28 protein-coding genes are annotated in these 24,602 nt (G+C 40.6%); 13 read left to right on the top strand and 15 right to left on the bottom strand.

The window, feature by feature from the left end; all coding sequences use genetic code 11:
• Positions 1 to 43 precede the first annotated feature (43 nt).
• The 3 genes from ACHSBP_RS07665 (at position 44) to ACHSBP_RS07655 (ending at position 5,831) form a co-directional block, all read left to right on the top strand.
• Entirely contained in the window at positions 44 to 277 is a 234-nt protein-coding gene (locus tag ACHSBP_RS07665; RefSeq protein WP_010561556.1) for a hypothetical protein, read from the top strand.
• 410 nt (positions 278 to 687) lie between these two features.
• Positions 688 to 3,855 (top strand): TonB-dependent receptor domain-containing protein, encoded by a 3,168-nt coding sequence (locus ACHSBP_RS07660; protein WP_010561557.1) that lies wholly within the window; start codon positions 688 to 690, stop codon positions 3,853 to 3,855.
• Positions 3,856 to 3,917: 62 nt separating this feature from the next.
• Positions 3,918 to 5,831 carry a S9 family peptidase gene (locus ACHSBP_RS07655; RefSeq protein WP_010561558.1) on the top strand — a complete coding sequence of 638 codons (1,914 nt, stop codon included), beginning with the start codon at positions 3,918 to 3,920 and terminating at the stop codon, positions 5,829 to 5,831.
• A gap of 85 nt (positions 5,832 to 5,916) precedes the next feature.
• On the opposite strand, the gene ACHSBP_RS07650 is transcribed toward ACHSBP_RS07655, so the two are convergent.
• Both ACHSBP_RS07650 and ACHSBP_RS07645 read right to left on the bottom strand, forming a co-directional pair.
• Positions 5,917 to 6,384: a hypothetical protein gene (locus tag ACHSBP_RS07650; RefSeq protein WP_010561559.1), complete on the bottom strand. Its 468-nt coding sequence runs from the start codon at positions 6,382 to 6,384 to the stop codon at positions 5,917 to 5,919.
• 267 nt (positions 6,385 to 6,651) lie between these two features.
• Positions 6,652 to 7,296: a DUF2959 domain-containing protein gene (locus ACHSBP_RS07645; RefSeq protein WP_010561560.1), complete on the bottom strand. Its 645-nt coding sequence runs from the start codon at positions 7,294 to 7,296 to the stop codon at positions 6,652 to 6,654.
• A gap of 76 nt (positions 7,297 to 7,372) precedes the next feature.
• On the opposite strand from ACHSBP_RS07645, the gene ACHSBP_RS07640 reads away from it, so the two are divergent.
• Both ACHSBP_RS07640 and dtd read left to right on the top strand, forming a co-directional pair.
• On the top strand, positions 7,373 to 8,266 hold the full coding sequence (locus ACHSBP_RS07640; protein ID WP_051320887.1) for a virulence factor BrkB family protein: 894 nt from the start codon (positions 7,373 to 7,375) through the stop codon (positions 8,264 to 8,266).
• A 1-nt stretch (position 8,267) separates the two neighbouring features.
• On the top strand, positions 8,268 to 8,705 hold the full coding sequence (gene dtd / locus ACHSBP_RS07635) for a D-aminoacyl-tRNA deacylase (RefSeq protein ID WP_010561562.1): 438 nt from the start codon (positions 8,268 to 8,270) through the stop codon (positions 8,703 to 8,705).
• Here dtd and ACHSBP_RS07630 read toward each other — a convergent pair.
• Positions 8,694 to 9,359, bottom strand: a complete 666-nt coding sequence (locus ACHSBP_RS07630; protein ID WP_010561563.1) for a hypothetical protein — start codon at positions 9,357 to 9,359, stop codon at positions 8,694 to 8,696. The two genes, dtd and ACHSBP_RS07630, sit on opposite strands and share 12 nt — an antisense overlap.
• Positions 9,360 to 9,484: 125 nt before the next feature.
• Here ACHSBP_RS07630 and ACHSBP_RS07625 point away from each other — a divergent pair, with 125 nt between their 5' ends.
• Complete coding sequence (locus ACHSBP_RS07625) at positions 9,485 to 10,384, top strand: bifunctional GNAT family N-acetyltransferase/hotdog fold thioesterase (protein WP_010561564.1); 900 nt, start codon at positions 9,485 to 9,487, stop codon at positions 10,382 to 10,384.
• 31 nt (positions 10,385 to 10,415) lie between these two features.
• On the opposite strand, the gene mgtE is transcribed toward ACHSBP_RS07625, so the two are convergent.
• The 12 genes from mgtE to ACHSBP_RS07565 all read right to left on the bottom strand — a co-directional run bounded on the left by mgtE (position 10,416) and on the right by ACHSBP_RS07565 (position 19,712).
• Positions 10,416 to 11,777 carry a magnesium transporter gene (mgtE, locus tag ACHSBP_RS07620; protein ID WP_010561565.1) on the bottom strand — a complete coding sequence of 454 codons (1,362 nt, stop codon included), beginning with the start codon at positions 11,775 to 11,777 and terminating at the stop codon, positions 10,416 to 10,418.
• Between the two features lie 123 nt (positions 11,778 to 11,900).
• Positions 11,901 to 12,173, bottom strand: a complete 273-nt coding sequence (locus tag ACHSBP_RS07615) for an HPr family phosphocarrier protein (RefSeq protein ID WP_010561566.1) — start codon at positions 12,171 to 12,173, stop codon at positions 11,901 to 11,903.
• Positions 12,174 to 12,188: 15 nt separating this feature from the next.
• Positions 12,189 to 13,037, bottom strand: a complete 849-nt coding sequence (gene rapZ, locus ACHSBP_RS07610) for an RNase adapter RapZ (RefSeq protein WP_010561567.1) — start codon at positions 13,035 to 13,037, stop codon at positions 12,189 to 12,191.
• Between the two features lie 15 nt (positions 13,038 to 13,052).
• On the bottom strand, positions 13,053 to 13,508 hold the full coding sequence (ptsN, locus tag ACHSBP_RS07605; RefSeq protein ID WP_010561568.1) for a PTS IIA-like nitrogen regulatory protein PtsN: 456 nt from the start codon (positions 13,506 to 13,508) through the stop codon (positions 13,053 to 13,055).
• 1 nt (position 13,509) lies between these two features.
• Entirely contained in the window at positions 13,510 to 13,797 is a 288-nt protein-coding gene (gene hpf / locus ACHSBP_RS07600) for a ribosome hibernation promoting factor (RefSeq protein ID WP_010561569.1), read from the bottom strand.
• A gap of 22 nt (positions 13,798 to 13,819) precedes the next feature.
• On the bottom strand, positions 13,820 to 15,316 hold the full coding sequence (locus tag ACHSBP_RS07595) for an RNA polymerase factor sigma-54 (RefSeq protein ID WP_395388477.1): 1,497 nt from the start codon (positions 15,314 to 15,316) through the stop codon (positions 13,820 to 13,822).
• A gap of 78 nt (positions 15,317 to 15,394) precedes the next feature.
• Positions 15,395 to 16,120 carry an LPS export ABC transporter ATP-binding protein gene (lptB, locus tag ACHSBP_RS07590; protein WP_010561571.1) on the bottom strand — a complete coding sequence of 242 codons (726 nt, stop codon included), beginning with the start codon at positions 16,118 to 16,120 and terminating at the stop codon, positions 15,395 to 15,397.
• Positions 16,117 to 16,635 carry a lipopolysaccharide transport periplasmic protein LptA gene (gene lptA / locus ACHSBP_RS07585; protein ID WP_158523448.1) on the bottom strand — a complete coding sequence of 173 codons (519 nt, stop codon included), beginning with the start codon at positions 16,633 to 16,635 and terminating at the stop codon, positions 16,117 to 16,119. The genes lptB and lptA overlap by 4 nt, the downstream gene beginning before the upstream one ends.
• A 1-nt stretch (position 16,636) precedes the next feature.
• On the bottom strand, positions 16,637 to 17,188 hold the full coding sequence (gene lptC, locus ACHSBP_RS07580) for an LPS export ABC transporter periplasmic protein LptC (protein ID WP_010561573.1): 552 nt from the start codon (positions 17,186 to 17,188) through the stop codon (positions 16,637 to 16,639).
• Positions 17,188 to 17,760, bottom strand: a complete 573-nt coding sequence (gene kdsC / locus ACHSBP_RS07575; RefSeq protein WP_395388476.1) for a 3-deoxy-manno-octulosonate-8-phosphatase KdsC — start codon at positions 17,758 to 17,760, stop codon at positions 17,188 to 17,190. Before kdsC ends, lptC begins: the two co-directional genes overlap by 1 nt.
• Positions 17,757 to 18,719: a KpsF/GutQ family sugar-phosphate isomerase gene (locus ACHSBP_RS07570; RefSeq protein ID WP_138629507.1), complete on the bottom strand. Its 963-nt coding sequence runs from the start codon at positions 18,717 to 18,719 to the stop codon at positions 17,757 to 17,759. Before ACHSBP_RS07570 ends, kdsC begins: the two co-directional genes overlap by 4 nt.
• A 9-nt stretch (positions 18,720 to 18,728) precedes the next feature.
• Positions 18,729 to 19,712 (bottom strand): calcium/sodium antiporter, encoded by a 984-nt coding sequence (locus tag ACHSBP_RS07565; RefSeq protein ID WP_054978167.1) that lies wholly within the window; start codon positions 19,710 to 19,712, stop codon positions 18,729 to 18,731.
• Positions 19,713 to 19,874: 162 nt separating this feature from the next.
• On the opposite strand from ACHSBP_RS07565, the gene mlaF reads away from it, so the two are divergent.
• From mlaF to murA, 7 genes are read left to right on the top strand one after another with little or no spacing between them, the layout of a single operon-like run.
• Positions 19,875 to 20,684: a phospholipid ABC transporter ATP-binding protein MlaF gene (gene mlaF, locus ACHSBP_RS07560; RefSeq protein ID WP_395388475.1), complete on the top strand. Its 810-nt coding sequence runs from the start codon at positions 19,875 to 19,877 to the stop codon at positions 20,682 to 20,684.
• Positions 20,677 to 21,456: a lipid asymmetry maintenance ABC transporter permease subunit MlaE gene (mlaE, locus tag ACHSBP_RS07555; protein ID WP_010561578.1), complete on the top strand. Its 780-nt coding sequence runs from the start codon at positions 20,677 to 20,679 to the stop codon at positions 21,454 to 21,456. The genes mlaF and mlaE overlap by 8 nt, the downstream gene beginning before the upstream one ends.
• A gap of 10 nt (positions 21,457 to 21,466) precedes the next feature.
• Positions 21,467 to 21,982, top strand: a complete 516-nt coding sequence (gene mlaD, locus ACHSBP_RS07550) for an outer membrane lipid asymmetry maintenance protein MlaD (RefSeq protein ID WP_100914276.1) — start codon at positions 21,467 to 21,469, stop codon at positions 21,980 to 21,982.
• Between the two features lie 20 nt (positions 21,983 to 22,002).
• Positions 22,003 to 22,662, top strand: a complete 660-nt coding sequence (locus ACHSBP_RS07545) for a phospholipid-binding protein MlaC (RefSeq protein ID WP_021032995.1) — start codon at positions 22,003 to 22,005, stop codon at positions 22,660 to 22,662.
• A 3-nt stretch (positions 22,663 to 22,665) separates the two neighbouring features.
• Positions 22,666 to 22,950: a lipid asymmetry maintenance protein MlaB gene (locus ACHSBP_RS07540; RefSeq protein ID WP_054978164.1), complete on the top strand. Its 285-nt coding sequence runs from the start codon at positions 22,666 to 22,668 to the stop codon at positions 22,948 to 22,950.
• A gap of 5 nt (positions 22,951 to 22,955) precedes the next feature.
• Positions 22,956 to 23,210 (top strand): BolA family protein, encoded by a 255-nt coding sequence (locus ACHSBP_RS07535; RefSeq protein ID WP_010561582.1) that lies wholly within the window; start codon positions 22,956 to 22,958, stop codon positions 23,208 to 23,210.
• Positions 23,211 to 23,219: 9 nt separating this feature from the next.
• Positions 23,220 to 24,479, top strand: a complete 1,260-nt coding sequence (gene murA / locus ACHSBP_RS07530; protein ID WP_395388474.1) for a UDP-N-acetylglucosamine 1-carboxyvinyltransferase — start codon at positions 23,220 to 23,222, stop codon at positions 24,477 to 24,479.
• Positions 24,480 to 24,602: the final 123 nt, after the last annotated feature.

Raw genomic sequence — 24,602 nt, 5'->3', positions numbered from 1 at the left:
AGTTTGATTTAAATTAAATAAATTGGAAATTTGAGAGGTTTATATGGCAGAACAAGGATCAGCAGGCAATGTAATCGCTGCTATTTGTAACGTGTTTTTCCCAGGTCTTGGGCAGTTGGTACAAGGGCGCATTGGCGCGGCACTGATATTTGCGATTGTTGTATTTGGTGGCTACGCTTTATGGTTTTTTGTCGTTCCAGCAATCATTGGCGGTATTTTCCACTTATGGGCAATAATCGATGCGGCTAAGTTTCGTAAAGTTGAAATATATCGTTGATGTTAATTAAAGTTTAAATTTTTGCATTTTAGTAAGGTGACGTTTTAGTTACCTTGCTAAAATTACGTTTATCCAGCTCAAAACTAACGATCTTAACCTTTAACACGCCCATCCCCTCCTCTTGTAACATCAACAACTTCAGATGCAGTGTAAATGATTGTAAACAATTAAATTGTGTGTAAATTAAATTTTACTATCGATATTTTTGTAGTTTGTTGTTTTTTCTGTGTTTTTCTGTGTTTTTCTTTTTGGCTTAGCTTAGATGTAAATAATGTTATTTGTCGAATAGTACTCATGTTTTGTAATTTTTATGTTAAAACTGTGTTGTTCGGATTACATTTTTAAACAAAGAGAAACATTTGTGTAATTTGTGACAATTAACATTTAGAAAACTTCAGGGAAATCTCATTTTGAAAAAATTAAACTTATTAGCACTTAGCGTTAAGTCTGCGCTATTTGCAGGTGCAATAACCAGCTTTGCAGGTGTTGCCGCAGAAGAAGAAAAAAATAATGCGGAAGACGAGGAAATTGAAAAGGTTGTAGTGACTGGCTCTCGAATTCGTAAAGCTGAATTTTCGAACGCATCACCAATTCAAGTCATTAGCGGCGACCTTTCTCGAGAGATGGGCTTATTCGAAGCTGGTGAAATGCTTCAATCAACCAACCAAGCAGCTGGTGTTCAGATTGATAACACGTTTGGTGGTTATGTATTAGATAACGGACCAGGAGCGGCGACAATTGGTTTCCGTGGTTTAGGTGCTGAGCGTACACTTGTTGTCATTAATGGTCGTCGTATGGCTCCTGCAGGGGTTGGAGGCGCGCCTACTTCACCAGATCTCAATTTGATTCCAGGCGTAATGATTGATCGTGTAGAGAATTTATTTGATGGCGCTTCAACGGTTTATGGTTCTGACGCAGTAGCTGGCGTAGCGAACGTAGTATTAAAGTCAGATATTGAAGGTTTTGAAGTTCAAGGTTCTTATCAAGCGCCGCAAAGTGGTGGCGGTGAACAATCAAATCTTTCTGTTATGTGGGGTGACACTTACGACAATGGTTTCATTACTGTTGGTCTAGAATACGCTGATTCAAAAGCACAATCATACTCAGAAACTGCTTTTGCAAAAGGTTGTGAAGAGCGTATTTTTGAATCTGAAGAAGGTGATATCATTACACGATTTAGCGGTATTGGTCCTACAGCTGGTGGTGAAGATACCTGTGATATTTTTCCGCTAACAAACCGTGTTTTCGTTCCAGCTTTCTGGGGTAGTCTATATGTAACTCCTGGATATACTAACACAGGCATTCCAAATTTAAGTGAAACGACAGTTCCTTCACAATATGCTGGTTTATTCCCTGAGTGGGTTTTAGCAGACTTCAATGGCGATGGTATTATTGACGACCTTGACGGCGCTATTGTAGACGGTAATGGAGATGGTTTGCGTGATGTTGACTTCCAAGATCCATTATATGCATTCCAGCAGTCTGATTATTATAAGAGTGGTGATTACCGCAGCCGCAATGAACGTCTTTCATTCATGGTAAATGGTGAGCATAACTTTGCCGATGACAATGATACAACTTTTTATTACGAAGGTTTGTATGCGCAACGTAACTCTCCAGTATTCAGTCCTGGTGCTCAGTTATTTGAAACTGTTCCGGCTTCAAACCCATATAATCCATGTGGTGTAAATGGTGAGGTAGATTGTTTTGGTGTACTAGGCTTTGGTGATGCTGGTCCATTAGATGTTGATCCTATTATTAATATTCGTGGTGACCGTGATCGTTTTGAAGTTGATGTTGCCCAATACCGATTAGTAACAGGTGTTACAGGTAATTTACCAGGCCTAGAGTCGATTAACTTAAATAATTGGTATTATGATGCGTATGTTTCTTACAGTGCATCAAAAGGTACTGATGTCCGTAATGGTTTTAACGAACAACGACTACTACATTCATTGAACACGTCTGTTCTAAATGCTGATGGTACTGTAACGTGTGGTGATGGCACTGATGGCTGTGTTCCAGTTAACCTGTTTGCGGATAATATTTATCAACCAGGTGGTGGTACGTTGACAGACGCAGAATACAATTATCTGTTCGATCAACGTAAAATTGAAACGAAAGTTAATCAATTAGTTGTTAATGGATTCTTAGGTGGCGATCTGTATACTTTGCCTTGGAACAATGAAACAGTATCAGGTATTTTTGGTGCTGAATATCGTCGTGACGAGATTGAATCAGATCCTAACGCAGTAGCTGCACAAGGCTTGCTATGGGGTTATTTCTCAGACCAAGGTGCGGATGGCTCTCGTAGTCTTCGTGAAGTATTTACTGAAATTGACCTACCACTTGTTAAAGGTGTAACAGGTGTTGAAGAGTTTACATTGACTGTATCTGGTCGTATTTCTGACGAAAGCTACTATGACCCAGAAAGTACATACTCTGTAAAAGCTGTTTATCGTCCGGTTGAATGGATTACGCTTCGTGGTACTCAAGGTACATCATTCCGCGCACCTAACTTACGTGAGCGTTTCTTAAACGGTACTTCAGGCTTCTTGACTGTGAGTGACCCGTGTGTTGTTCCAAGTGATGCTCGTATCTCAGATCCAATCAACCCAGATGCAATTCCAACATATGATGCAGCTAATGACCCGCGTGATGATGTAACTCTAGCTCGTTGTGTTTCTGATGGTTTAGATCCAACTTCATTAGGTTTGGATCCTACCTTCACTGAATCAACAAGTACTGAAGTTATCAGCGGCGGTACAACAGAGTTGAGCCCTGAAACGTCACTAGCTAAGACATATGGCTTTGTTATTGAGCAGCCATTTATTGAAGACGTAGATATAACGCTTTCTGTAACTCGATTCGATATTGAAGTAACTAATAGTATTGCTGAACCATCAGCTTTCTATAGCATTAACCAATGTTATGGTGCAGATGGTAATGCAGCTTTCTGTAGCCGTATTAGTCGTGATGAAGGCGGTCAAATTAGTCTAGTTGACCAATCATTCATCAACGTAGGTTTATTAACGTCTCAAGGTTATGACTATAATATTTACTATAATCAAGATTTTGTTATTTCAGAACAAAACTTGGGTGTAACAGTTGACCTTCAAGCAACCAAGATGACTGAAGCCCTGTACGATGTGTTAGGTGTTGTCGATGATAATGTGGGTGAACCAGATTATCCTGAATGGCGTGGTACAGCTCGTCTAATGCTTTCTTATGACGACTTCCGCTTTAACTGGATGGCTCGTTACATCTCAGGCGGTAAAGAAGACGATTTAGGAGAGTTTGAGGAAGATACAACCGGTTGTACAGGCTTGTTTAATAGCGCTGGTGAGCGCCTTAAATGTCGCCCTGTAGGCTTTACTGAAGACTATTGGAAGCATGATGTATCAGTTTCATGGTCTTCTGATGAATATCTAATCTCTGCGGGTGTTCGTAATGTATTTAATGAAGCTCCACCTAAAGTTGATCCAAGTGGTTCATTCTCTAATACTAACGTACCTCTAGGTGTTGGTTATGACATGTATGGCCGCATGCCTTATATCAACTTCTCAGTTAACTTCTAATTGAGCGTTGTAACTTAGCAAATGGCCTCTGATGAGGCCATTTTTAATTGAGGTCTATGATAATGACAAAAATAATATTGGCCCTTGGAGTGCTTGCTGCAAGCTTGGCTTATCCAACTAATTCATTAGCTAGTGAATTAGCTAACTCATCGAATGTTACGCTTGAGGCATTTACAATGATGCCAATGATACGAAGTGTTTCTGTATCTCCAGATGGTAAAAAAGTAGCGATTCTCAGAGCGACAACTAAAAATGGCGATTATGTAATTGAAATAAGAGATCCATTTAATTTAAAGAAAGAGCCAGTAGTTTTAGGGGCCAGCAAGATGATGGTATCGAGTGTTGGCTTTCTTAATAATGAAAAAATAGGCGTTAGCTTTCGCCAAATACTAGAAGATGGAAACTCTAAACGTTGGGTTAATGAATTTGCAATTACGGACGCTGATGGTAAAGGCAAGTGGGTTATTCCCTCAAATAACAAACGTTTAGGTTTCTTTCAAATATTTGATCTGTTACCTAAAGAAGATAACACTGTTCTGGCATTGACTGATGTAAACGATAATCGTATCCCTGATGTAGTTAGATATAATCTTGATAACGGTAGTTTCAAAACAGTTATGCGAGGTAACACTGAAATAACTGGTGGGTTTGTTGCTGATGCGGACGGTGATATTCGTGCAGCTAGAGGATTTGATAGGGCTACAAACTCCATAGAGTTGTTTGCGCGTAGGAAAGGGAGCACTAATTGGAAAAAGATAAAAACAATTTCTCCAAAAAGTCGTGAAAGCTATGATTTTTTAGGTTTTTCAAAGGAATCACCTAACGACATGTATATCAGCGCAAATTTAGGGCAAGATAAAACCGGTATTTATACATTTAATATTGAAACTGGAGAAATATCGGAACGCTTATTTGGGCTGAAATCTGTTGATGCTGGCAGTATTATACAAAATAAATGGGGTTCTTTGCTCGGTTATTCATACACAACAAACTGGCCTAAGCGATATTTTACAGATCCTAATGAAGATGCTTTATACCAAAGCTTAGAGGGTTTATTTCCGAGGAAGTTTGTCAATATTACTAGTCGTTCTAATAGTGATGATGTGTTAGTCGTTCAGACAAGTTCTAATAAAGATCCTGGTACTTTTTACATAATTACTAATAAACAAAAGTTAGATAAAATTGGCGGGCGTTTACCTTTACTTACTGAGGATAAATTAGCCGACGTAAAATACATTAGCTATAGCGCTCGTGATGGTAGAAAAATACGCGCTTATGTGACAACGCCAAATACAAAAGGACCTCATCCTGCAATTGTGCTACCGCATGGTGGTCCGTGGGTACGTGACACGATCATCTTTGATGAATGGGCGCAGCTTTTAGCGGCGAATGGTTATGTTGTAATTCAGCCTAACTACCGTGGTTCTACGGGTTATGGCTTGGAACATTGGGTTGCAGGGGATAATAATTGGGGTCTTAAGATGCAAGATGACCTTGATGACGCCGCAATGTATTTGGTCGAAAAAGGCTATACCACAATAGATAAATTGGCAATGTTTGGTTGGAGCTATGGTGGTTATGCTGCATTTGCTGCATCAATGCGAGAAAAGAATATTTATCAATGTACTGTAGCCGGTGCTGGTGTGAGTGATTTAAGTAGAATCAATGCTACACTGAATGAAGATGAGTTCCTTAGCGAACTTCAACAGCCAACTATCACTGGTATTTCTCCTATAGATAAAGTTGAGAAAGTGAATATTCCAATTATGGTGATCCACGGTGATATTGATGAGAGAGTACCTGTTGTTCATAGTCGAAAATTTGTGACTGAACTAGAGAAGTTAAACAAAGTTCATAAGTATGTTGAACTAGAAGATGCCGACCATTTTTATGATACTTTGTTTCATGATCATAAAAACGAGTTCTATAGCAACTTAATTAACTGGTTAGATAATGATTGCGGATTAAAGAACTAAGCAAAGCTATGTGTTGAGCGTGGCTGTCAATAATCAGTTACACAAGTTAAGTGCACTTTTAAATGAAGTGCACTTTCAGCTAGCATTAATTTTGTTGTAAATTACTTTTGTGAGTAATTTTACCGCTCTCATCTGAAATGAAGAGATGCGTTGCTTTGGGTAACAAAATATCATTTTCTAGTCGGAGACTTCTTGAGTACAGCATAGTTACTCGATCACTATTTATTACACCTTCTTGATATTCACAAGATTTATAATCTTTTTTCCGAGAACCTAACTTTACGTAACCAGTACAGAAAACAATAACTGGGGCTGGTGTGTCTTTGGTATTTTTAAGTAAGTTACTTAAAACATAGGGGTTTGAACCGTCCCAAACTAATATGTAGTTTTGTTGTCCTTTAAATTTTTCATAACTAATTTCTTTATGTTCAAATGTTTTACCAAGGTCCTGTGGTAATGTTGAACCAATATCTAATCGCTCAGCAAACGTGGGTGCAGAGAATAAGATTGCACCTATCAACAGGTTTGTAATTATTTTTAAATGCTTTGCCATAACTAATGTCCTTTTATGAATTTTTGTACAATAAGTTCGTGAGCAATCAATACAAATATTTAACATCACGGTATTCGCTATAAAATAATATATGGAAGTGGTTAAAGGGAATATTATATGAGAAATGGCGTAAAAAGCTGATGAATGGTAATAATTGAGAGTAACAGCGGTTTCTTATGTAGGCATCTAAGTTTTATTATGTAAATATAGCTTTAAATTGGGAAAAGGTTGAGCAAGCAAACTCGCACAACCTGAACTAAATAATCTTTACTTATTCATCTGCGCTATAAACTTATTTGAATCTGCAATGGATTTATTCATTTCGCTCATAAGTGTTTTAATATCACGTTTTAATGTAGAAAACTCGCCTTTAATTGCGGCAATTGCTTGCGCATTAAGGTTATGTTTTAAGTATAAAACGTTGTCGTTTAACGCGGTTAAAACGGGTTCCATTTTGCTTTCAGAGCGACGCATTGAACGTAATAGTTGTTCAAACTGGCGCTTAGTCGCGGAAAGTTTCTTTTGACTATCGCGTTTTAGTTTAGCGTTTGAATACTGCTCTAATTCTTCTTCCCACTCATCAAACAGTGCTTCGGCTACGTCTTCAACGGCATTAATTTTACTCGATACATCTTCAGCTGACTTTTTACTCGCCAAATAATCATCATTAAGTTGGTCGTAAACTTTTTGTAACTCACCACCATCAAAATTAATTAATGTTGTTAAGCGCTCATAGGCTGATTGGAATTCTTCTTGAGAATCTTGTTGCGACTCTTTTGCTTCTTCTACACGGTCAATCAGAATGTCGCGCTTGTGAACACCTACGCTTTCCATTGCAGAGTAATAAGCTGTTTGACAGCCAGAAAGGGTTAATAAGCTTGTAGTTGCGACAGCGAGCAGTAATTTTTTCATAGTGTGTTCAATTCTCTTTATGCTTTCCATTATCTTGTTATTATATGGCAATATTTTTTTATTAGTAGCGCTTACGATGCAGAATAAAGTCGATTACTCCCAGATGTTTCAGCAATTTGGTAAAGCAATACGCTACGCCGCCTTTTGGTTTAAGGGGTATGGCAAACGTTGCTTAGATGACCAAATTACCGTCAATGCTGGTTATTTAGCCTATGTAACCTTGTTGTCATTAGTTCCAATGCTTGCTGTAGTATTTGCTATTTTTTCTGCGTTTCCTGTGTTTCAGGACTTTAGAGCGGTTATCGAAAATTTTATTTTTAATAACTTCGTGCCAACCTCTTCAGAAACCATTAAAGAGCACATAGGTGCATTTACGGGTAATGCGAGCCAAATGACGGCAATGGGTATTGGTTTTTTAATCGTTGTAGCGCTGTTTTTGATTCGTAATGTAGATGCAACGCTCAATCGTATTTGGCGTACGCAGAAGAAGCGTCCGGTTGTGATTTCGTTTGCGGTTTATTGGATGGTATTAACGCTTGGCCCGGTTTTATTGGGTGCAAGCTTAGGTATGACATCGTACCTTGTCAGCTTGGCAGCGTATGCCGATGAGGGGATCCCAGGTTTTAGCGGCTTTTTACTTGGATTGCTACCTTACGTGATTTCTACCGCGGGCTTTATGTTGATTTATACTGTTGTACCTAATATCCGAGTGCCTATTAAAGCCTCTTTACCAGGCGCGATGTTTGCCGCACTGTTATTTGAGCTCAGTAAAAAAGGGTTTGCAGCTTATGTAAGTAACTTCCCATCTTATGAAGTGATTTATGGGGCACTTGCGACCATTCCTATTTTGTTTGTTTGGGTGTATCTGTCATGGATTGTCGTGTTATTAGGTGCCGAATTCACAGTATCACTGCAACAGAGCTTCGGTGAGAGAAAGAAGCCGTTAATTGTTGAGCAAGAGGAAGAATAATATGCAAGGGTTAATTCAACGGGTGAGTGAAGCCAAAGTGGTCGTTGATGGGAAGGTTGTTGGTGAAATTGGTCACGGTATTTTACTGCTGTTAGGAGTAGAAAAAGGAGATGACCAGCAAAAAGCCGATAAGCTATTACACAAAGTATCTGGCTACCGCATTTTTTCCGATAGTGAAGGGAAAATGAATTTGAGCCTAAAAGATATCGGCGGTGATTTGTTAGTTGTTTCGCAATTTACACTAGCAGCCGATACTAAAAAAGGAATGCGTCCTAGCTTTTCGTCTGCAGCTATTCCAGCGCTCGGTGAAGAGTTATACGAATATTTTGTAAGCCAAGCTAAGCAAAGCTTAACAACCGTGCAAACAGGCCAATTTGGTGCCGATATGAAAGTGCACCTAGTGAACGATGGACCCGTGACGTTTCGTTTAGAAGTGTAAGTGCACTATTTTGTTGTTGTAGTCCTTAATCGCGTAAATTGTCACATCCGCTTTAAATACGCTCGTCAGTACAGTGCGCAACGAATTTAACTGTTGCGCGCTTTCACATATAAAATTAATAAATAAGTGCCGATTAGCGTCATCAACAAACAGCGACTTCACTCGTTGATAAAACTCGTGTTGAAACAGAAAAATAGGGCAGTCTTGCTTACTAAATAAATCAAGCACAATCCAATTATACGAGTTGGAAAAATGATAAGTTGTAATATCGCCGGCAATGAGATTGGATTGTGGCAGTGACGCAAAATACTGCGTATATAACTCGATAATATCTTGGCTTTTTTCAATAGTAGTAATGTTGCAATGCGGGTAACTTGCATTGAGATAATTGCGAATTGCACCGCCACCTAATCCTACTTCTAATATATTGCTGGGCTCAGGTAAGGTTTGCCATAAGCTGGCTAATTGTTGCAAATGTGGCAGTAAAAACTGCTGAGGTTGTGTTAAATCGCTAACTGACTGTAATGTGTTGTCTATTAATAGCCACCTAACATCTTCAAGCTGCCTAACAGTGCATGTGCCTATTGGCGTTTTTCTTAAGCAAACTAGGGTGCCAAGCATGTTTGCGTTATTTACAAAATCAATAGATACCACATTAAGCCCTTGTAAACGCGTTCAATATTAAGCTTAGGCTAATACCAAAGTGTTTACCATCGAGTGATTTTATATTGTGCATTTTTAGGTTAATCTGTTGCCAATTAAAATTATAAGGAGTCGCTATGTTACAAGTTACGACACCCCAAAGTAGTCAAGATTGGCAGGATTATTATCAACTTAGATGGCAGGTGCTACGCGCCCCTTGGCAACAGCCTCGGGGTTCTGAACAAGACGAGTTCGAGCAAGAAGCAGAACATCGTTTTATTAAAAATGAACAAGGCCAAGTGCTAGGCGTTGCACGTTTGCATTGGAATACTGGTGAACAAGCGCAAGTGCGTTATATGGCGGTGAATAAAGATCATCGCGGTCATCACCTTGGCAGTCGTTTATTGCATGAACTAGAAAAGCTTGCATGGCAGCAAGGCGCTAAAGAATTACTCTTGTTTGCTCGTGATAGAGCGGTCGATTTTTATAAGCGCCACGGTTATGTGGTTGTTGAAAAAGCGCACTTGATGTACGGCGATATTCAACATTGGAAAATGGTTAAAGTATGCCCGTCATGTCCTGGCTGGTTCCGTCGCCCTGAATGGACTAAGGTGCTGCAAAATACGTGGCGTGAGGATATTCCAATCAGCGATGCTATGGGCATTAAGGTTGAGAGTTATACTGATTGGCAATTTACTACGAGCGCTGAATTTAGTGCTAATCAAAACCTTCACGGTACAATGTTTGCCGGTTCTATTTATAGTCTTGCTACTTTAACAGGTTGGGGAGCAACTTATTTACATTTGAAAGAGATCGGAAGCGACGCTGCAATTGTGCTATCTGATGCAAGCATTAAATATCTCAAACCGCTAAAACAAGATCCTATCGGCAATGTTGATTTACACAAGTGCTCAGGTGATCTTTCTAGCTTAGAGCAAGGTGAAAAAGCAGTTTACACAGTGCCAGTGCAAATTTTTGACGGTGAGCAACTGGTTGCTGAATTTGTCGGTGAGTATACCTTGTTGCCAAAGAAGTAGAACTAGGGTGATATAAGCGTAATAGCTTATATCACGGTAACAGGAAGTAGGTTGCAGTGCCAAGGAAGGCAAAAATACCTACTACATCTGTAACTGTTGTTAGAATTACCCCGCCAGCAAGTGCTGGGTCGATATCTAATTTCTTTAAAATAAGTGGAATTGTTACCCCGGCACAACCGGCGGCAAATAAATTCATAAACATCGCAAAGGCAATCACTAAACCGAGCGTGAAGTCCCATTGCCAAAGCGCTACTACCGAAGCTATTAACACCGCCCAAATCACACCATTGAGCATACCAATTGCAATTTCTTTACCAATTAACCAACGCTGGTTGGCATCGTTAATGTGGCCAACAGCCATACCGCGAATAACTAAGGTGAGTGTTTGGCTACCGGCAATGCCACCCATTGAAGGCACAATGCCGTTAAGTACAGCTAAAATCGGTAATATACCTAAGGTCGATTCAAAAAAACCTGCCACAAATGCAGCGAGGATTGCAGTAATTAAGTTTACGCCAAGCCACACCGAGCGGCGTTTGGTACTTTTTACAACGGGAGCGAAGGTATCTTCTTCGTCATCAAGACCCGCCATACTCATCATACTGTGTTCGGCTTCTTCACGAATTACATCAACAATGTCATCGATGGTAATACGGCCAAGTAATTGGCTGTCTTCGTCGACAACAGGGGCTGAAATCCAGTTATGACGTTCGAATAATTGCGCAACTTCTGACTCACCCATACTAACAGGGATTGCTTCAGATTCATTATCCATCACTTCACGTACAGTGAGTAACGGACTTTTTGTCAATAATGTCGCAAGCTGAATATCACCCAAAAACTTATTTTCTTTATCGACAACGTAAAGTTCATCGGTGCCTTCAGGCAATTCGCCTTTTAAGCGTAAATAACGTAAAACTACGTCGAGCGTGACATCAGGGCGAATCGTGATGGTATCGGTACTCATTAGAGCACCCGCGGTTTCTTCCTCGTAAGATAAAACAAATGTCGCGCGCTCTTGATCTGTTTTATCCATTGAGCCCAATACTTCTTGGTATACGGTATCGGGTAAGCTACGTAACACTTCTGCAAGGTCATCATCATCCATTTCTTCCGTTGCAGCGGCAATTAGCGCAGGATCCATTTGCGCGATAATGCCGTTACGCACATCTTCAGAAAGTTCTTCTAAGGTTTCACCTTGCAGATCAGGGTCAACCAATTGCCATAAAACAGTACGGCTTTTATGCGGTGAAGACTCCAACAATAAAGCAATATCACACGGTGGCATATGCGCTAACATGCGTCGAACATGCACAAACATGCCGCTACTTAGGGCTTTTGTAACCTCATGTAGTTGTGTTTGTGAGTAGTCTTGTTCTAGTGCTTCTGGCATGTTCACCCTATTATTTATTGAAGGTTGGAGTGAATGATTGCAACTCTTTGATTTATTAGAGTTAACTTACGTCTAACTTATTGTAGCATTATTGCAGAAAAATGTTTTAACTAAGTTAGCTGTTTATTCGTCTTCGTTAAACTTAGCTTGAATTAAATCGCCTATGGCAAGTAACGCTTGATCTTGGTCAGGACCCTCACAACGCACTAATACCTCTTTACCTTGCGAGCTTTCTAACAGCATTAAACCCAATACACTATCAGCTTCAGCCGTTTTACCGCCTTGGGATAAACTAATTTTCGCATCAAATGCCATTGCGAGCTTTGCTAGTTGGGTTGCAGCGCGAGCATGTAGCCCTAACTTGTTTTCGATTAAAAATCGTTTTTCAACTGACATAATAGTCGCTTATGCTTATTTGTTTACTTGCTCACGATGGTGGGCTTTTACGTTTTTATGGTGTTTGGCGAAGCTATCAGCCAGTGTTTGCGCTAAATAAACTGAACGATGCTGGCCGCCAGTACAGCCAATTGCAACGGTTAAATAGCTACGGTTATTACGCTCTAAATGCGGTAACCAAGTTTCAATAAAGGTTTGCACTTGCCATGCAAATTTATGAACTACAGGCTGGCTAGAAAGGAAGTCGATCACTGGTTGGTCTAACCCTGTTAATGGCTTAAGAGCAGGCTCCCAATGCGGGTTTGGTAAAAATCGGGCGTCAAAAACATAGTCAGCATGTTTTGGAATACCGTGTTTATAACCGAATGACTCAAACGTGATAATTAACTGATTTGATTTTTTACCGAGTACTTTCTCTCGTATGCTATCGGCAAGTTGGTGAACACTTAAGCCTGTTGTATCAATAAAGATATCCGCTTGTGAGGCGATAGGATCGAGCAGCTTTTTCTCAGCTTCAATGGCTTCTTCAAGGGAGATATTATTCAGTGATAACGGATGCAAGCGGCGCGTCTCTGAAAAGCGCTTAATTAGCGTGCTGTCATCGCTATCAAGGTAAAATAAGGTTGGTGTTGCAAAACCAGGTAAATAGTCGAGTACTTCTTCTATTTCCTCTGGCTCTTTAGTCATATTACGAGCATCAACACTCACTGCAATTTTGTCGTATTTATCTGAAACTGAGCGGATCAACGAAGGCAATAAATTAACAGGAATATTGTCAACAACATAATACCCGAGATCTTCCAATACTCTGAGTGCGACTGTTTTTCCTGAACCAGAACGACCACTGACTAAAATAAGTTGCACTTACATCTCCCTTAGTTAACTCGCCTCACTACTAATGATTTGATATAGCTGATGATTATTTTCAGCGTGACGTAGTTGACGGCAAAACTGCTTATCTTTTAGTTTATCAGCGATGGTGGCTAAAGTCTGCAAATGTTGCTGGCACTTTTGTTCTGGTATGAGCAGTACGATAAAAATATCAACGTCTTTATCGTCGATGGCATCAAACGGAATAGGTGACTGATTTACAATTAAAAAGCCAATGGTATTTTGTAGGCCATCAATGCGGCCATGAGGAATGGCGAGGCCTTTACCAATACCCGTGCTACCTAGTTTTTCGCGTTGCAGCAAGGCTTCAAGAAACTCTTGAGAAGTAATATCAGGGGCTTGCTGATGGGCAAGGTCGCTAATAAATTCAAACAGTCTTTTTTTGCTATTAAAAAGGACCGCGGTTTTAGCGCAGTCCTCAGCAATAATATCGGTTAATTTCATTTTAGTGGCGAGAAAGTTTCTCTTTGTGCTTAATTACTTGGCGGTCTAGTTTGTCGACCAGGCCATCGATTGCTGCATACATATCTTGATGCTCGGTAGAGGCAAACAATTCGCCACCGTTAACATGCATAGTAGCTTCTGCTTTTTGTGATAGTTTTTCAATATCTAGAATAACGTGCACGTTATTTATATGATCAAAATGCCTCTCTAGTTTTGCAAATTTGTTAGTGACATAGTCTCTTAAAGAATCAGTAATTTCTACGTGACGACCTGTTAAGTTTAATTGCATAAGCATTTTCCTTCTATTTGGTCTAGATCAGGCTCTTGCGCTGATTAGACGGTGGTATGGATAGCGACTCACGGTATTTTGCGATAGTGCGTCGCGCCACTTTAATTCCTTGTTCTGCTAGTAAGTCGGTAATCTTGCTATCACTTAATGGTTTAGCTGGATTTTCCGCCGCAACTAGCTTTTTGATCAGTGCTCGAATCGCGGTAGATGAACACTCACCCCCATTTTCCGTGCTAACGTGGCTTGAAAAAAAGTATTTAAGCTCATAAATGCCACGTGGTGTATGCATGTATTTTTGCGTTGTTACACGCGAGATAGTCGACTCATGCATCTCGACCATTTCGGCAACGTCGTTTAAAACCATAGGTTTCATTGCTTCGTCACCATATTCAAAGAATGCCTGTTGTTGTTCAACAATGCAATTGGCTACTTTTAATAAAGTATCATTGCGACTTTCTAAGCTTTTAATAAACCATTTTGCTTCTTGTAAATGGTTGCGAATAAACTGGCTGTCAGTGCTTGATTTCATCGAGCGAGTAAGCGCAGCATATTGTTCATTCACGCGGATCTTTGGCATGCTATCGTTGTTTAAATCAACGCGCCAGCGTCCTTTAATTTTCTTTACTGAAACATCGGGAACCACATATTCAGGTTCTTCTTTTATGATGCTTTCAGCTGGTTTTGGATTAAGGCTATGTATTAATGTTAAGACTTCTTTTAACTCAGGCTCCTTGAGTTTAGCCTTCTTCATTATTGTACGATAATCACGTAATCCTAAAAGTTCCATATGGTTTGAGATTACGCTCTTTGTTTCGTTTAGCCAAGGGGTATTTTTGTCGTACTGATTGAGCTGGATCAATAAACATTCTTGTAACGAACGAGCAGCAATACCAACAGGGTCAAAGAGTTGAACGCGTTTAAGTACAGCTTCAACTTCGTCTAGTTCAATTTGTTCTTGGTCGTCAGATTGCTGTACCGCTTCTAAAATTTCTTCGCTACTTTGTGTTAAATAACCTGAATCGTCTACCGCCTCAACAATGGTGGTTGCGATCATCTCGTCGGTGTCGCTGAACGGCGTTAAGCGTAATTGCCACATTAAGTAATCTTGCAATGATTCGCTGGTTGAGCCTTGATACACAGTATCGTTGTCAGGAGCTGGGGCGTTACTGACAGAAACAGGTGCGGCGCTGATATAATCATCCCACGACACATCCATAGCTAAATCGTCAGAAATATTCTCGTTGCTAAGTGCGTCGCTTGATTCTATTTCACTTTGGCTTGGCGCTGCTTCAACATCATCGCTATTTATTGATTCGTCTTTGTTTGACTCAGTGTTTTCGTTGTTTTGTTTATCGTCACTGTAGTCAATGTCTTCTTCAAGTAAAGGATTGGCATCAAGCGCTTCTTGAATTTCTTGCTGCAAATCTAACGTACTCAGCTGCAACAAGCGAATAGCCTGTTGCAATTGTGGAGTCATTGTTAGTTGCTGCCCAAGGCGAAGCTGTAAAGATTGCTTCATGTAGTTATTCTAATCCTTCTTTCGATTTCAAGCCGCTAGTTAACAATTCAATTCCAAATTTAAGGCCTATAACTATTACTATAGTCTGAATTGTTCACCTAGGTATACATCGCGTACTTTTTGGTTGTTTAAAACGTCTTCAGCTGTGCCAGATGCGATTAATTCGCCGTGAGAAACAATGTAGGCTTTTTCACATACATCTAAGGTTTCACGCACGTTGTGGTCTGTTATTAACACGCCAATGCCGCGATTTTTCAAATGCTCAATTATTTTCTTTATATCTATCACTGAAATAGGATCAACACCAGCAAAAGGTTCATCTAACAGGATAAATTTGGGGTTTGCGGCTAATGCGCGCGCAATTTCCACACGACGACGTTCACCGCCCGACAATGCCATACCCTGTGAATCTCGGATATGGCCAATGTTAAATTCTTCTAATAAATCATCGAGCGCTTCTTCACGTTGCACACGATTAAGTTCTTTGCGTGTCTCTAGAATCGCCATGATGTTTTGATACACAGTAAGCTTTCTAAAAATCGACGATTCTTGCGGTAAATAACCAATACCTAAACGGGCGCGACTATGCATTGGTTGCAATGTAATGTCATTATCGTCAATACGAATAACGCCATTGTCGCTCGGTACTAAACCAACAATCATGTAAAACGTCGTTGTTTTACCGGCACCGTTAGGACCAAGCAAACCAACGATACTACCAGCTTTCACTTCTAAGCCAACATTTTTTACCACTTGGCGTGATTTGTAACTTTTAGCCAGCTTTTCGGCAATTAATGTGCTCATTGTCCGCCTTGTTCATTTTGCGTATTGATGATGGTTTTTACTTGGTTAGTTGAGTTTTCAGCTTTTTTAGACGTCACTGTTTCAGCTGCGCGATCATAGATGATGGTATCTGCTGACATCATGTCGCCATTTTGTTGAAATTTAGCGCCACCAGACATTGTAAATAATGATTTAGCCACGTCATAAGTGACTTTTTTAGCACTTGCGACAATGATTGATCCATCTTCTTGTTCAGCACTAAATTTTACCGGATCACCACTGGCAATAAGTAATTGCTGGTTATCTCCTAACTCTGCTCGTTTATGTGCTTCAAGGTAATCGGCGGTGATGGTCATATTGCCATGCTTAATTTGTACATTATGGCGAAAAATACCGACATTTTCTTTTAAGCGAGCAGCTTGCTCATCGGCGTCAATCTCAAGTGGATGCTTAAGTTTGATCTGCTCAGCGATAGCGTGTCCACTTGTGATACACAAAGTGACAGCTAGTCCAGCGATTGACAGTAATTTCGTCATGTTATTGGTCATAATAAGTGGTCTTTGTATGGTTTATTAACTTAATAACTTGCTCTTCTAAATTAGCATTGAGGCCTTGTCCTTTAATTTCAAGTCCCGGACCTGTCATTTTTACTTCGGATTGAGAAGTCATTAGTTTGCTATTAATTAAATATTCTACGCTTGCCGCTTCAATTGTATTGAGCATGATATTGGGCGTTAGACTTTTGGCAATAACGTTTTGTTCCAAAATGAGCTTTTCGTTATTGTAGAGCGTGGCTTCATCGGCAGTGAGCTGCCACACACCTTGTTCTGAAAAAATAGTAAATTGTGGTTTTTCAAAGTGGGTAAACCCCAAATCTTGATACATCGACATTTTTCGCGCCATCACTTTATGGCTGACAGTACCAGATTCATTAAAGTTGGTTTGTTTTAAGTCGGTTGCAATGTAATCAGGAATACTGGCAACGTTTTCAACAATCGGTTTTGGTTCTTTGGGAGTAAAGAAGTAAGGCAACCAAAGCCAAACCATGGCAATGGTGAAAAGTATAGTAAGTGCAATACGCGCCGACATTAGCTGCTACTGCCTGCGTGGCTGAGTGTTTTGTCTTGGCTCAGCATAATTAAATCGGTCAGTTCTCTTACAGCGCCAAAACCGCCTAGCATGGTAGTTTTATAATCAGCGATGCGTTTTACCAGAGGATGAGCATCATTGGTTGCTACGGCAAAGCCTACTAATTCCATTACGGGTAAATCAGGGCTATCGTCGCCAATATAAGCAATGTTTTCGTTATCAAGTGATAGCGTGTGCTTTAAGTTATTAAAAGCGACTATTTTATCTTCTTGCCCTTGATAGATATGCTGAACAGTAAGGCTTTTCATGCGGTTTTCCACAATCTTTGAGTTGCGCCCAGTAATTATCGCAACCTGTATGCCACTATTGATAAGCGACTTAATACCAAAACCATCTTTAGTGTGAAATGCTTTAAGTTCTTCGCCATCATTACCAAGGTAAATGCGACCATCAGAAAATACGCCATCGATATCGCAAATTAACAGTTTAATTTTGCTTGCTTTTGCAAATACGTCAGCACTAGTTTGTGCATATAATTCGTTAAAAAGCTGTTGTGATGCAGTTAAACTCATAAAACACCTGCCTTAAGTAAATCCTGCATATTAAGTGCGCCAATTGGCTGTTGTTGCTGGTCAACTACAAGCAAACCGTTTATTTTCTTTTGTTCCATTATGTTTAAGGCTTCAGCAGCAAGCATCGATTCATTTGCTGTTGTGCACTGTTTAGTCATCACTTCTGAAATAGCTGTAGCGTGAATATCAATGCGTTGTTCTAAAATCCGGCGCAGGTCACCATCGGTAAAAATACCTGAAAGTAATCCGTTATTGTCGACAACTGCTGTCATACCAAGCCCTTTGGCTGTCATTTCTAACAGAGCGTTTTTAACCGTTGTGTTTTCAGCGACCACAGGTAATGCTTCGCCTTGATGCATAATGTCTTTAAGCATTAACAATAGGCGCTTACCTAAACTGCCGCCAGGGTGTGATAAAGCAAAATCATCGGCGGTAAAGCCTTTTTCTTCAAGCAATGCAACAGCAATCGCATCGCCCATCGCCAGTGTTGCAGTAGTACTTGCTGTAGGTGCTAGCCCTAAAGGGCAGGCTTCTTCTGAAATTGCGATACAAATATGCACATTAGATTGTTGTGCAAGAGTTGAGTGTTGCTTGCCACTCATGCCCACGATTTTTGCACCAATGCGCTTGATTACGGGGATCAGGTTAATCACTTCTGCGGTTTCACCTGAATTAGAGATCATCAATAACACATCATCTTGTGTGATCATGCCTAAGTCGCCGTGACTTGCTTCGCCTGGGTGAACAAAAAAAGCGGGTGTGCCAGTACTTGCTAACGTGGCAGCTATTTTATTACCGATATGACCCGATTTTCCCATACCAATGACAATAACACGGCCTTTGCAGTCATACATCAACTGACACGCATTGCTAAAGTCATCGTTAATATATTGAGCGAGTTGCTCAATGGCATTTTTTTCGATTTCTAAAACGCGTTTACCGCGAGCAATAAAGTTCATGACTTTGCCTTAAGCGCTTACTGTTGAGAAAATAAGGTATTGATATCCTAAAAAGGCAGCTAACAACAAACCGCCTTCAACACGATTAATACGGCGTGAACCGCGAATACTCAAACTCATTGCAATAAGGGCTGCTGTTGCACCTAACATAATTAAGATATCGCGGCTCGATACTGCAGGATCAACGCTTGATGGATTAATAATGCCCGCAAGCGACAATACCGCTAATAGGTTAAAGATATTTGAGCCAATAATGTTACCTAGCGCTAAATCGTCTTCATTTTTAAGTACGCCAGCAACACATGCCGCAAGTTCAGGTAAGCTGGTACCAATTGCAATAATAGTTAAGCCAATCACCAAATCGCTAATACCAAATAGTTTGGCAATGTCGGTTGCTGATTCAATAATAAAATGTGAACTGATAGGTAAAATCGCCATGCCGATAACTAACCACATAAGCGCAATCGGTGTGCGTACATTGTCAGGCACTTCGTCGCAGGCTTCGTCAACGAAAGGATCGTGTTCGGCATTGGCAGCTTTGCTTTGTTTTACCGAGATAATGGTCACTGCAGCAATGAAAATGAAGAAACTCACCATCAGTGCAACGCCTTCACCGAATGCTAAATAGTTGTCCGATAAAATGTACCAAGCACCAAGGGATACTAGCATTACTACTGGCATTTCACGTTTTAGCGTACTCGATGACACACTCAGCGGGCGCAACAGTGCAGTAATACCAAGTACTAGCAGAATATTAGTAATATTTGAACCAACCGCGTTACCGACAGCAGTGTCTGTTTGTTTTGCAAGCGCCGCTTGCGCCGATACCATCATCTCTGGTGCCGATGAGCCCATCGCGACAATTGTTAAACCAATAATTAATGTTGGAATACCATAGTTCTTTGCCAGTGCAGCTGCACCAAAAACAAAGCGATCCGCACTCCAAACTAAGCCGACAAATCCTGCAATTAAAATAGCAATTGATAACAACATTATTGAATAAAAACCAAAATTTAGATAACACCAAATAATATCAAATCTGGATTTAAAACACAGCTTTTGTAAGTGTTATTACAAATATTTACTTTTTCATAGGTTTCACAACATTTTTAAAACGCTTAGAATACAGTGCGCAATTAATTCTAGGAGAGCGACTTGTCGCAAAGTTTAGTTGAAATAAAGGACATTACCTTTTCTCGTGGCGATAGAGTGATTTATCAAAACATGAGCTTTAGCGTTCCTACAGGAAAAATCACCGCGATAATGGGGCCAAGTGGTATTGGTAAAACAACCATGTTGCGTTTGATTGGTGGTCAGCTGAAACCCGATTCAGGCGACATTTTGTTTTCAGGTGAAAGCATTCCGAAAATGTCACGCAGCGAGCTATACCAAGCGCGTGAACGTATGAGCATGTTATTTCAAAGCGGCGCTTTATTTACTGATATGAGCGTGTTTGACAATATTGCTTTTCCACTTCGTGAACATACTAAACTGTCAGAAGACGTTATCCGTATCATCGTATTAATGAAATTAGAAGCGGTTGGGTTACGTGGCGCGCGTGATTTAATGCCGTCAGAACTTTCAGGTGGCATGGCTAGGCGTGCGGCACTGGCGCGGGCAATTGCACTCGACCCTGAATTAATCATGTACGATGAACCTTTTGCGGGCCAAGATCCAATCTCAATGGGCGTGTTAGTTAAGTTAATCAAATCATTAAACCAAACACTTAATATCACTTCTTTGGTGGTAACGCACGATGTGACAGAGGTGATGAGTATTGCGGATCATGTCGTGATTTTAGCGGATAAAGGAGTGATTGGTGAAGGTTCACCTGAACAGGTTGCTCAGTCAAAATCGCCGTTAGTTCAACAGTTTTTACAAGGGCTATCTGATGGTCCTGTGCCATTCCACTTTGATGCTGCGCCATACGACCAAGATTTATTAATGGGAAGCGAACGTGGTTAATACTATTCAAACAATCGGCCGCAATACACTAGACACACTAGCAGGCATAGGCCGTGCGCTAATTATGTTGTTAGGCGCTATTTTTAGTGTGCCAAATTTCAAAAAGGGCACACCATTATTGATAAAGCAACTTTATATGGTTGGCTTTTTATCACTGATTATTATTTTAGTTTCAGGCCTTTTTATCGGCATGGTATTGGCGTTACAAGGCTACACAGTATTGGTGGATTACGGTGCTGAAGACAGCCTTGGCCCGTTGGTCGCGCTGAGCTTATTGCGAGAGTTAGGCCCAGTAGTTACGGCATTGTTATTTGCTGGTCGTGCAGGCAGTGCATTAACTGCCGAAATTGGTTTAATGAAAGCAACAGAACAGTTAACTAGTTTAGAAATGATGGCTGTAGATCCCCTAAAGCGTGTGATTGCGCCACGTTTTTGGGCTGGCATGATTAGTATGCCGTTACTTGCGATGATTTTCTCGGCGGTAGCGATTCTTGGTGCACATATTGTTGGTGTTGATTGGCTTGGTGTGGATTCAGGTAGTTTTTGGTCAATTATGCAGGCACAAGTATCGTTTGAAAAAGACATTCTAAATGGCGCAATTAAAGCCGTGGTATTTGCTTTTGTTGTGACTTGGATTGCACTTTATAAAGGCTACGATTGTGTACCAACTTCTGAAGGTATTAGTAAAGCAACAACAGAAACCGTAGTGCAGTCATCACTGGCAGTTTTGGGATTAGATTTTGTGCTAACAGCAATTATGTTTGGCGCGTAAAGGGTAAAAAATGAATTCGAAGAAAATTGAAATATTAGTAGGCTTTTTCGTTAGTTTAGGTATAGCAGCAATTGTGATGCTGGCACTTAAGGTAGCGAATGCGGGCATGAGTGGAAACGGCGATACTTACAGCCTTTTTGCAAAATTCGACAATATAGGTTCGCTTAAAGTGCGCTCACCAATAAAGGTAGGTGGTGTTGTAGTGGGTCGCGTTGAAGCAATTAATTTGGATCCTACGGACTATGTGCCTGTTGTGCACATGAAAATTGCGACAGAATACAGCAATTTTACCGAGACTACGTCGGTCAATATATTAACTTCAGGCATTCTTGGTGAGCAGTATTTAGGTATTAACCCTGGTGTGATTGCGCACAAAGATATGAATGGCGAGGATGAACTAAGTGAAATGTTTGGCCTCGAAGAAGTAAAGGTTTTAAAAGATGGTGACTTTATTACTGATACGAAATCAGCTCTAGTATTGGAAGAGCTTATTGGTCAGTTTTTGTTTAACCAAAGTAACGATTAATTAGGATTGTAATAGTTAAGATGATGAAATATTTATTTGCGATTTTACTGGTATTGGCATCGAGTGTATCAGTTGCTAAAGAAGTGGACGAAAGTAACCCGTATCTAATGGTGAGAACGGTTGCAGAGAACACCTTTGCTCGTATCACTCAAGATAAAGCGATTATTGAACAAGATAAAAACCATTTGAAAGTAGTGGTTGAGCAAGAACTACTTCCTTATATCGATTATCGCTATGCGGCGCAGCGTGTGCTTGGTAGCTATATTTCTAAAGTGCGTAATATTAAAGATAAAGAAGAGCAAAAGGCGGAAATTGAAAACCTTAAACGCTTTATTGATGTATTTCGCGAATACTTAATTACGTCTTATGCGGGTATTTTTACGCAATATCGTGGTCAAGAAGTAGAATTTGCACCAGCTCAAGACTTTTCAGACGATAAGTTAGTGCTTGTTAAAACTAAAATTGTTGAATCAGGTAAGCCAGATATCAACATCGACTTTAAAGTACGCAAAACTAAATCAGGCGAATGGAAAGGCTTCGATATGTTACCTGAAGGCATTAGCTTATTAGATGCTAAGCAATCAGAGTTTCACGGTATTCTGCGTACAGAGGGCCTTGGTTACGTAATTGATATGCTAGATAAAAAGAGCAAGTTGCCAGTGCAATTTGCTGGTGAATAAGTAATGTCTTTACTTACGTTAAAAGCGGTTGATGATACAACTTATGTATTGAGTGGCGAGCTTAATCGCTACTCAGTACCGAGTGTTAAACTACCCAAAGTTCCAACTCAATCAACCCTAACGCTCGACTTGAGCGAGGTTGCTAAAGTTGACACTGCAGGCCTTGCTTGGCTCATCTATAATTTCTCACAATTGCAACGGAACAATATAAGCCTTAAACTTGTCCACTTACCTGAGCAACTCAAAAAGCTAATGCAATTGGGTCACGTAGAGAATTTATTTGAGTAGAGTTAATGGATCCTAAACAAGTCGAAGATATTTTATCGCAAGCATTATCGCTTGATTTTATTAAAGTAAAAGCCGAAGGCAGTCATTATGAATTGATTGTTGTAGGTGAGTGTTTTGCTGGCGCGTCGCGCGTTAAGCAGCAGCAAATGGTTTATGCACCATTAATGGAAAAGATTTCTGACGGCACAATGCATGCCGTATCAATTAAAGCCTACACGCCAGAGCAATGGGAACGTGATCGCAAATTGATGATGCTATAGGTGGCATAAATGGATCAATTTGTTATTCAGGGCGGCAGCACTATTGCCGGAGAAGTGACTATTTCAGGCGCTAAAAACGCCGCACTTCCAATTTTATTTGCAGCAATCCTCGCTAACGGCAAAAGCCGTTTTACCAATGTACCGCGTTTGCGCGACATTAATACCACTGAAGCACTATTATCAACATTAGGCGCTAAAGTTGAGTGGCAGCAAGATGATTTAATCGTTGATGGCGCGACTATAGATAAAGTGCTTGCGCCATACGAGCTTGTAAAGCAGATGCGCGCATCTGTTTTAGCGTTAGGGCCGTTATTGGCACGTTTTGGTGAGGCGCAGGTGTCGTTACCAGGCGGTTGTGCTATTGGTGCTCGTCCTGTTGACCTTCATATTTCAGGCCTTGAAAAAATGGGCGCTGAAATCACGGTAGAAGGCGGCTATATTAATGCCAAAGTAAACGGTCGCTTGAAAGGCGCGCACATTTTTATGGATGTGGTGAGTGTAGGTGCTACCGAAAACTTACTAATGGCGGCAACCTTAGCTGACGGTGTTACTGTATTAGAAAACGCAGCACGCGAACCAGAAATCACCGACTTAGCTAAGTATCTAAGTGCTATGGGTGCGAAGATTTCAGGTGCAGGTTCGGATCGTATTGAAGTAACCGGTGTAGCGTCGCTAACAGGTTGTCAGCATCGCATTTTGCCAGATCGCATCGAAACGGGTACTTACCTAGTTGCAGCGGCAATGGCGAAAGGCGAAGTGCTATGTCATGGCACTGATCACTTTAGTTTAGAACCGGTTATTGAAAAGCTACGTGATGCTAACGCACACATTGAGCTTGCGGATAACAGTATTTACCTTGATATGCGTGGTCGCATGCCAAAAGCGGTTAATATTAAAACCTCACCGCACCCGGGCTTTCCAACCGATATGCAAGCACAATTTACAGCGTTAAATGTGGTTGCTGAAGGCAGTGCAACGATTACCGAAACGATTTTCGAAAACCGTTTTATGCATGTGCCTGAACTAAAGCGTATGGGAGCGAATATTCGCTTAGAAGGTAATACCGCAATTTGTGAGCATACTGAGCAACTTAGTGGTGCGCAGGTAATGGCTACAGACCTTCGTGCTTCTGCGAGTTTGATACTGACAGGTGCGATTGCACAAGGTGAAACCGTGGTAGACCGCATTTACCATGTTGACCGAGGTTATCAGCGCATTGAAGATAAACTAGGTGGTTTAGGCGTTAAAATTAAGCGTCGCAAAGCTTAGGGTCTGTTGATCTTTGCTGTTCTATTTTTGTTCTGTTTGAGCGTGCTTTTATCGCGGCGCTCGATGTGTGGCCTAGTAATCTAAGCGAATATCGAGCAACAATGAGAAAAGTGCGCTCAAAAG

The sequence above is a fragment of the Pseudoalteromonas sp. XMcav1-K genome, assembly GCF_044005875.1.
Taxonomy (GTDB): domain Bacteria; phylum Pseudomonadota; class Gammaproteobacteria; order Enterobacterales; family Alteromonadaceae; genus Pseudoalteromonas; species Pseudoalteromonas spongiae.
This window is presented reverse-complemented; position numbering and strand designations above follow the sequence as displayed.

What these genes read in the sequence shown, in the direction of transcription:
- ACHSBP_RS07565 (WP_054978167.1), bottom strand. Translation starts at nt 19,712, where the DNA reads ATGTTGTTATCAATTGCTATTTTAATTGCAGGATTTGTCGGCTTAGTT.
- kdsC (WP_395388476.1), bottom strand. Translation starts at nt 17,760, where the DNA reads ATGAGTTTAACTGCATCACAACAGCTTTTTAACGAATTATATGCACAA.
- ACHSBP_RS07665 (WP_010561556.1), top strand. Translation starts at nt 44, where the DNA reads ATGGCAGAACAAGGATCAGCAGGCAATGTAATCGCTGCTATTTGTAAC.
- lptA (WP_158523448.1), bottom strand. Translation starts at nt 16,635, where the DNA reads ATGACGAAATTACTGTCAATCGCTGGACTAGCTGTCACTTTGTGTATC.
- ACHSBP_RS07650 (WP_010561559.1), bottom strand. Translation starts at nt 6,384, where the DNA reads ATGGCAAAGCATTTAAAAATAATTACAAACCTGTTGATAGGTGCAATC.
- lptC (WP_010561573.1), bottom strand. Translation starts at nt 17,188, where the DNA reads ATGTCGGCGCGTATTGCACTTACTATACTTTTCACCATTGCCATGGTT.
- lptB (WP_010561571.1), bottom strand. Translation starts at nt 16,120, where the DNA reads ATGAGCACATTAATTGCCGAAAAGCTGGCTAAAAGTTACAAATCACGC.
- ACHSBP_RS07545 (WP_021032995.1), top strand. Translation starts at nt 22,003, where the DNA reads ATGATGAAATATTTATTTGCGATTTTACTGGTATTGGCATCGAGTGTA.
- dtd (WP_010561562.1), top strand. Translation starts at nt 8,268, where the DNA reads ATGCAAGGGTTAATTCAACGGGTGAGTGAAGCCAAAGTGGTCGTTGAT.
- ACHSBP_RS07625 (WP_010561564.1), top strand. Translation starts at nt 9,485, where the DNA reads ATGTTACAAGTTACGACACCCCAAAGTAGTCAAGATTGGCAGGATTAT.
- ACHSBP_RS07640 (WP_051320887.1), top strand. Translation starts at nt 7,373, where the DNA reads ATGCAGAATAAAGTCGATTACTCCCAGATGTTTCAGCAATTTGGTAAA.
- ACHSBP_RS07535 (WP_010561582.1), top strand. Translation starts at nt 22,956, where the DNA reads ATGGATCCTAAACAAGTCGAAGATATTTTATCGCAAGCATTATCGCTT.
- mgtE (WP_010561565.1), bottom strand. Translation starts at nt 11,777, where the DNA reads ATGCCAGAAGCACTAGAACAAGACTACTCACAAACACAACTACATGAG.
- ACHSBP_RS07570 (WP_138629507.1), bottom strand. Translation starts at nt 18,719, where the DNA reads ATGAACTTTATTGCTCGCGGTAAACGCGTTTTAGAAATCGAAAAAAAT.
- murA (WP_395388474.1), top strand. Translation starts at nt 23,220, where the DNA reads ATGGATCAATTTGTTATTCAGGGCGGCAGCACTATTGCCGGAGAAGTG.
- hpf (WP_010561569.1), bottom strand. Translation starts at nt 13,797, where the DNA reads ATGCAATTAAACTTAACAGGTCGTCACGTAGAAATTACTGATTCTTTA.
- ACHSBP_RS07595 (WP_395388477.1), bottom strand. Translation starts at nt 15,316, where the DNA reads ATGAAGCAATCTTTACAGCTTCGCCTTGGGCAGCAACTAACAATGACT.
- ACHSBP_RS07645 (WP_010561560.1), bottom strand. Translation starts at nt 7,296, where the DNA reads ATGAAAAAATTACTGCTCGCTGTCGCAACTACAAGCTTATTAACCCTT.
- mlaD (WP_100914276.1), top strand. Translation starts at nt 21,467, where the DNA reads ATGAATTCGAAGAAAATTGAAATATTAGTAGGCTTTTTCGTTAGTTTA.
- ACHSBP_RS07540 (WP_054978164.1), top strand. Translation starts at nt 22,666, where the DNA reads ATGTCTTTACTTACGTTAAAAGCGGTTGATGATACAACTTATGTATTG.
- ACHSBP_RS07615 (WP_010561566.1), bottom strand. Translation starts at nt 12,173, where the DNA reads ATGTCAGTTGAAAAACGATTTTTAATCGAAAACAAGTTAGGGCTACAT.
- ptsN (WP_010561568.1), bottom strand. Translation starts at nt 13,508, where the DNA reads ATGAAATTAACCGATATTATTGCTGAGGACTGCGCTAAAACCGCGGTC.
- ACHSBP_RS07655 (WP_010561558.1), top strand. Translation starts at nt 3,918, where the DNA reads ATGACAAAAATAATATTGGCCCTTGGAGTGCTTGCTGCAAGCTTGGCT.